This window comes from Kitasatospora sp. NPDC057542, from assembly GCF_042801945.1.
Lineage (GTDB): Bacteria > Actinomycetota > Actinomycetes > Streptomycetales > Streptomycetaceae > Kitasatospora.
Window position 1 is genome coordinate 1 of record NZ_JBHVFE010000521.1, and the last position, 5915, is coordinate 5915.

Consider the following 5915-nt stretch of genomic DNA (forward strand, 5'->3'; position numbering starts at 1 on the left):
CTCCCGAGCAGTGGGAGGCCGGGCCCTCGGCCGCGGGCGCGGGACCGCTACCGCCCCAGGGGGCCGAAGGGGTTCCGGCGGGCGGCCTGGTGGCCGTTCGACCGGGCGCCCACCGGGACCTCGACGTCGCCGTGCCGGAAGCGGCTACTTCACGACCGTCGTCCCGACGCTCCGGGACCCCAGGTGGGTCGGCGACGCCCCGGTGCCGTCGTACGGCAGCACGACGTCCGCCTGCACCGACATCGTCCCGGCGGCGTACCCGGGACCGAGCGTGATCCGGTACTTGACCACCTTGCTCTGGCCGGCGGCCAGCGGGAAGGTGACCCGCTTGCCCGCGCTCAGGGAGTTCCGCTCCGCCAACGACAGCAGCGGCACGGAGACCCAGGTGTCCCCGTCCAGGCGCTCCAGCGTGCCCGCGTTCGCCGGTTCGGAGGTCCCGAACGAGGCCGGGTACGACACGGTGTAGAGCGCCGGCTGGACGGCGGCGAAGCCGCTCTGGGCGGTGTTCTTGAAGGTGACCGAGAAGGTCACCGGAGTGCCGTTGGCCGGCACCTGCTGCCCGGTTGAGAGGCCGCTGAACGACACGGCCACGCTGTTCTCGGACGGCGGGGACGGCGGGGACGTCGGTGCCTTGTGGCCGCTCGCGTCCAGGCTGTTGACGATCGCCGTCAGGCCCGCCTGGTAGTCGCTCTTGAGCCCGTTCGCCACCACGAAGACCTGGTCCGAACCCATCCCCCACATCTGCGCCGTGAAGGTGTCGCCGGGCTTGCAGGCGACGTTCCACTGGGTCTTGTCGATCGTCTTGCCGGCCACGGTGGGCTTGGTCCGCACGGGGGCGCTGACCGAGGAGTAGCCGTTGTCGGGGAAGTAGGGCCGGCCCCAGACCGGGCAGTTCGGCTGGTGACCCCAGCCGCTGTCGGCGGCGAGGTCGGCCATCGTCGGCCAGGCGCCGAGTTCGTCCGGGCTGTTGTAGACCACGACCAGGACGCCGTACGGCTCGCAGTCCATCGGCGACCAGCCCTGCTGCGGGCCGACCGGCGCTCCGGGGCTCAGCACGCAGACCCGGTCGTCCGAGCGCGGCACGACCTTCCAGCCGGCCGGGACCTTGAACCTGACGCCCCGGAAAGTGTACGAACTCGCCGCGCCACCAGGGGTGTTGGTGGCGGAGGAGGACGGGGCGCCGTCGGCGAGCGGGGCCTCGGTCTCGGCCCCGCCCGTGGGGGCGCCCGGGTCGGTGGGAGCGGCCGTCGGGCTGGGGGCGCCGGTCGGGTCGGACGTCGGGCTCGGCGCGCTGGTCAGGGTGGCGGCCGGGGGCGGGACTTCGTCCTGGGCGACCGGCTCGCCGTGGAAGGTGAGCACGCCGAGCGCCAGGGCGGCGGCCAGTCCGAGCGGCAGGGCGACGGCGTACACCGGGCGCAGCCGGCGGATCCGGCTCTTCGGGGGCGCGGCCGGGCGCAGGCCGGCCGCCGTGACCATGGAGGCCCGGGCCGTCATCGCCTCGCGGAGCAGCCGTTCCGTCGGGGTCTCGGCAGGCCCGTCGCCGTCGCCGCCGGTGCGGCGGGGGAGCTTGTCGGTCATCGAACCTTCTCCAGGTGCTTTTCCAAGGCGTCCAGAGCGCGGCTGGCGGTGGACTTCACGGCACCCCGGGACAGTCCCAGGGTCTCGGCGATCTGCGCCTCCGACAGGTCGGACCAGTAGCGCAGCACCAGCACCTCGCGCTGGCGGGGAGTCAACTCCTGCAGGGCCACCAGCACCCGGCGGTGCTCGTCGTTGAGCACCGCGTGGTCCTCGGCGGACGGGGCGTCCGCCACGTGCGGCGGCACGTACTCGCGGGCGGTCCTGCGGCGGCGCAGCATCGAGCGGGCGCCGTTGACCACCGAGGTGCGCAGGTAGCCGAGCGCGTTGTCGAGGTCGTCCAGCTCCTCGCCGTAGCGCTGGTAGAGCTGGGTGAAGGCCTCCTGGACGACGTCCTCGGCCAGGTCCTGGTGGTCGACCAGCAGGACCGCCATCCGGACCAGGCCGAGCCGGTGGGCGTGGTACAGGTCGGTCAGGGTGGGCCGGTCCTCGGCCGGCTTGCGGCCGCCCCGCAGCAGCCGGAAGCCGGAGCGGCGCTGCTTCGCCTCCTGCTCGGTGACGGCGCCGGCGAGCGGCTCGCCGGCCTCCTGCGCACCGAACAGCACGGCGACCGCCCCTCGGATGGAGAAGCCGCGCCCCCCTGCCTGCGCGGCGGTCGGCCCGATGGCCATGGACATGTGCGATTCCGCTTTCCCCCGGGACGGTGACGGCGCAGGCCGTTCCGTCAGGTCACCTGCTCAAGATCGTGATCGGGGGGATCACTCCGGCTGCCCTCTGCCGGGTTCCCTCCGTCCCCGTACCAAAGGACGTGTGACCGGGGTGAAGGTTGCAGGTGGGTTCGAAGAGAATTCCGAAGGAGCCGGGACGGCTACACTCACCGGCATTCCGCCACCCGTGAGCAGGGGGTTCGCATGGCCGAGCAGATCGTCGACGGCCCGGTCGGGGCCGGAACGGGTACGGCTGTGGAGAGGACCGCGGCCGTCGATCCGGCCGCGGGTACGACTGCGGTCACCGGGACCGCCACCGGGTCACGGCCGGTGGCCGTCACCATCGGCCGGTGTCCGGAGCCCGTGCACGACGTCGCGGTGTACGCCTTTCCGGGCATGGCGCCGTTCGAGCTCGGCGTGGTGGTCGAGGTGTTCGGGCTGGCGCGGCCCGAGCTGACCGGCCTGCTGGCGGCGCCCTGGTACGGGCTGAAGGTGTGCGCCGACCGCCCCGGGACGCCGCTGGACGCGGTGGGCGGCTTCGCGCTGACCGCCCGGCACGGACTGGACGAGCTGGCGGCGGCCGACACCGTGGTGGTCCCCGGGGTGCCGAACGCGTTCGACCGCGAAGTCTCCCCCGCCCTGGTCGAGGCGCTGCGCACCGCGCACGGGCGCGGCGCCCGGATCGTGTCGATCTGCTCGGGCGCCTTCGCACTGGCGGCCGCCGGGCTGCTGGACGGCCGGGAGGCGACCACCCACTGGCGGTACGCCGAGCTGCTCCAGCAGCGGTACCCGGCGGTGCTGGTCGACCCGGACGTGCTGTACGTGGACAACGGCGACGTGCTGACCAGCGCGGGCAGCGCGGCCGGCATCGACCTCTGCCTCCACCTGGTCCGGCGGGACCACGGCGCCAAGGTCGCCAACACGGTGGCCCGCCGCTTCGTGGTGGCACCGCACCGGGACGGCGGGCAGGCCCAGTTCGTCGAGGCGGCCGTCCGCCCGGTCGAGGCCGAGGACGACGGGATCGCCCGCAGCATGCAGTGGGCGCTGGACCACCTGTCGTCCCCGCTGGCCGTCTCGCAGCTGGCCCGCGCCGCCCGGATGTCGGACCGCTCGTACCTGCGGCACTTCACCGCCCGCAACGGGACCAGCCCGATGCGCTGGGTCGTCACCCAGCGCATCGCGGCCAGTCTGGCGCTGCTGGAGTCGCCGGAGGGGACGGTGGAGGAGATCGCCGCGGCGGTCGGCTTCGAGAACGCCGCGGCCTTCCGCCACCACTTCGGCCGGGTGATGCGCACCTCCCCGACCGCCTACCGGCGCTCTTTCGGGCGCGGAGTGGCCTGAGCGCGCCGCCTACTTCCCGTCGCGCTTCTCCTCGCGTCGGTCCGCGTTGGCGAGGATGGCGTCGTGCAGCCACTGCGCCAGGCCCGGCGCCGTCTTCTCGTAGGCGTCGGTCCAGCGCGGGTCGGAGACGTACAGCCCGGCCAGGCCGCGGTGGATGGTGTACGTGCAGTCGTAGAAGTTCCGGCAGATGTGCTGCCGGTGCTCCTCGGCGAGGTCCGTGGCCACCGTGCCGTCGGCGGGCTCGCCGGCGGTGATCGCCTCGGCCAGGCGGTTGTTGATCCCGGTCATCTCGGCCTGGATGCGCTGCCAGTCGGCCTTGGAGTAGCCGCCGGTGCGGCGCTGCGACTCGGCCCAGGCCTCGGTGTGGCCCCAGCGCTCCTCGACCTCCTGCTCCCACTCCTCCTGGTAGCCCTCGCCGAAGATCTCGAACTTCTCCTCCGGGGTCAGCTGAATGCCCATTCTCCGTGCCTCCATGGCGTGTTCGACGGCTGTGGCGAGCTCCTGGAGGTGACTGATCCGGTCGGTGAGCAGCCGGTGCTGCCGCCGGAGGTGTTCGGTCGGGCTGACCGATTCGTCGTCCAGGATCGCCGCGATCTCCTCCAGGGGGAACCCGAGTTCTCGGTAGAAGAGGATCTGCTGCAGCCGGTCGAGGTCGGCGTCCGCGTACCGGCGGTAGCCGGACCGGGTACGGCCGGCCGGGGACAGCAGGCCGATCTCGTCGTAGTGGTGCAGGGTTCGGACGGTCACCTTGGCGATCTTCGCCACGGCGCCGACCGAGTAGCCCTCACTGGTCATCGGAGTTCCTCCCTGGTGCTGACCACCACCCTCGGCTCTCACGTCGCGTGAGGGTCAAGCGGTGGGACCGGCGCGGGCACGCCCGCCCGCTTCAGGCGCCGACGCCGGCGCCGGCCAGCGCCCGTTCGCGCCGACGGCCGCTCCGGCGGCCGTGGCCGCCACCCCCGCCGTTGCCGTCACCCGGTGCGCCGGGCCGCTGCCGGCGGGACCGCTGGGTGGGCCAGAACAGCACGTACGCGGCGGAGACCACCACGAAGGCGAGCCGGACGAAGCCGCGGGCCGCGTCGGACGGCAGGAACAGCGTGCCGCCGTACAGCGCGACCAGCGCGATCCAGCTCCACCACGGGACGAGCCGCTTCTGCCCGACCGCGTCCCAGAGCAGGGTGCCGAGCAGGATCGAGGCCGTGTAGTACGTGTAGACGCTCGGGTCGAGCAGGATGCGGGCGTCCGCGCCCAGCAGCACCACGGCCGGCCAGCGCCCGCGCCAGACGGCGACGCAGCCGAGCCCGATGCCGAGCGCGAACTGGGTCGGGCGGTCCCACCAGGGGGTGGACGGGTCGGTGACCCCGAACCAGCGCAGTGCGGAGGCGGGCTGGTTCGGGATGGTGAACTTGGCGGCCGCCATGGTGTCCAGGTTGCCCAGGTAGAACGGCAGCCAGGCGATCGCCACCAGGGCGCAGAACCAGAGCGCGGTGCGCAGCCAGGCGGGCCGGGGCAGCGCCAGGATCAGCGGGGCGAAGGCGATCGCCCAGGGCTTGGAGTCCACCGCCAGCGCCAGGAAGACCGCGACCTGGACGGGCTTGCCGCGGGCCAGGGCGTGCGCGGCGAGGGTGGTGAAGAACAGCGCGAGGACGTCGTCCAGGTGCGCGAAGCGGACGGAGACCTCGACCCACATCGGGATGAACGCCAGCCCGGCGATCAGCAGCCGCTGCTGGAGCCGTCGGTGGTTGGTCCCGGTGCCGAGGTAGTACAGGGCGGCGGTGCGGCCGACCACGACCAGCATCACCAGGCCCAGCCCGGCGCTCACCGCCTCGGCGATCAGCTCGCCGGTGTGCGGTGCGAACGGGGCGGTGAGGCGGGCCGCGGCCAGGCTGACCGGGCCGATCTGGAGCTCCGGGTGGTGGGCGTAGAGCGACAGTCCGCCGTCGGGCTGACCGCTGAAAAGCAGTTGCTCGCCCTGGCGCAGGTAGTGCCAGGAGAAGCCACCGCTGGGCTCGACCAGGAAGAACCAGAGCACCGTCCAGGCCGTCAGCAGGACGTGGTGCCGCCGGAACGGCAGTCCGGCGATCCGCCCGGTCGCCGCCTCGTAATCGGTGGTGGTCCGTGCCGTGCGCGCTTCCCGCACCTGTCCTCTCCCGCCGTTCCGCCCCCCTCCGGCCGGACATCCTATGTGACGGAGGAGAACCGCCCGTGCCGCTCGCACACCCGTCCGACGGGACGGTGCGGGCGGCCCGGGGCACACCGGGAGCGACGCGGGGGCCGGGCCGGCATCAGCCG

5 protein-coding genes are annotated in these 5915 nt (G+C 73.3%); 1 reads left to right on the forward strand and 4 read right to left on the reverse strand.

The features are described 5' to 3' along the window. Positions 1-144: 144 nt before the first annotated feature. Positions 145-1578, reverse strand: coding sequence for a hypothetical protein (locus ACFU7Y_RS38400; RefSeq protein ID WP_380771132.1), 1434 nt, complete (start codon positions 1576-1578; stop codon positions 145-147). Then, positions 1575-2252 (reverse strand): RNA polymerase sigma factor, encoded by a 678-nt coding sequence (locus ACFU7Y_RS38405; protein ID WP_224281239.1) that lies wholly within the window; start codon positions 2250-2252, stop codon positions 1575-1577. The genes ACFU7Y_RS38400 and ACFU7Y_RS38405 overlap by 4 nt, the downstream gene beginning before the upstream one ends. A gap of 234 nt (positions 2253-2486) precedes the next feature. Between ACFU7Y_RS38405 and ACFU7Y_RS38410 the strand changes: the two genes are divergently transcribed. After that, entirely contained in the window at positions 2487-3623 is a 1137-nt protein-coding gene (locus ACFU7Y_RS38410; protein WP_380771133.1) for a helix-turn-helix domain-containing protein, read from the forward strand. A 9-nt stretch (positions 3624-3632) separates the two neighbouring features. Here the strand turns inward: ACFU7Y_RS38410 and ACFU7Y_RS38415 are convergent, their stop codons facing one another. Both ACFU7Y_RS38415 and ACFU7Y_RS38420 read right to left on the reverse strand, forming a co-directional pair. Further along, positions 3633-4418, reverse strand: a complete 786-nt coding sequence (locus ACFU7Y_RS38415) for a MerR family transcriptional regulator (RefSeq protein ID WP_224281241.1) — start codon at positions 4416-4418, stop codon at positions 3633-3635. Positions 4419-4509: 91 nt separating this feature from the next. After that, a complete protein-coding gene (locus ACFU7Y_RS38420; RefSeq protein ID WP_380771134.1) occupies positions 4510-5763 on the reverse strand; it encodes a hypothetical protein in 1254 nt (417 codons plus the stop codon). Between the last annotated feature and the right edge of the window lie 152 nt (positions 5764-5915).

Bases quoted from the DNA above. Each gene is read 5' to 3' on its own strand.
- ACFU7Y_RS38400 (WP_380771132.1), bottom strand. From the start codon at position 1,578: ATGACCGACAAGCTCCCCCGCCGCACCGGCGGCGACGGCGACGGGCCT.
- ACFU7Y_RS38405 (WP_224281239.1), bottom strand. From the start codon at position 2,252: ATGTCCATGGCCATCGGGCCGACCGCCGCGCAGGCAGGGGGGCGCGGC.
- ACFU7Y_RS38410 (WP_380771133.1), top strand. From the start codon at position 2,487: ATGGCCGAGCAGATCGTCGACGGCCCGGTCGGGGCCGGAACGGGTACG.
- ACFU7Y_RS38415 (WP_224281241.1), bottom strand. From the start codon at position 4,418: ATGACCAGTGAGGGCTACTCGGTCGGCGCCGTGGCGAAGATCGCCAAG.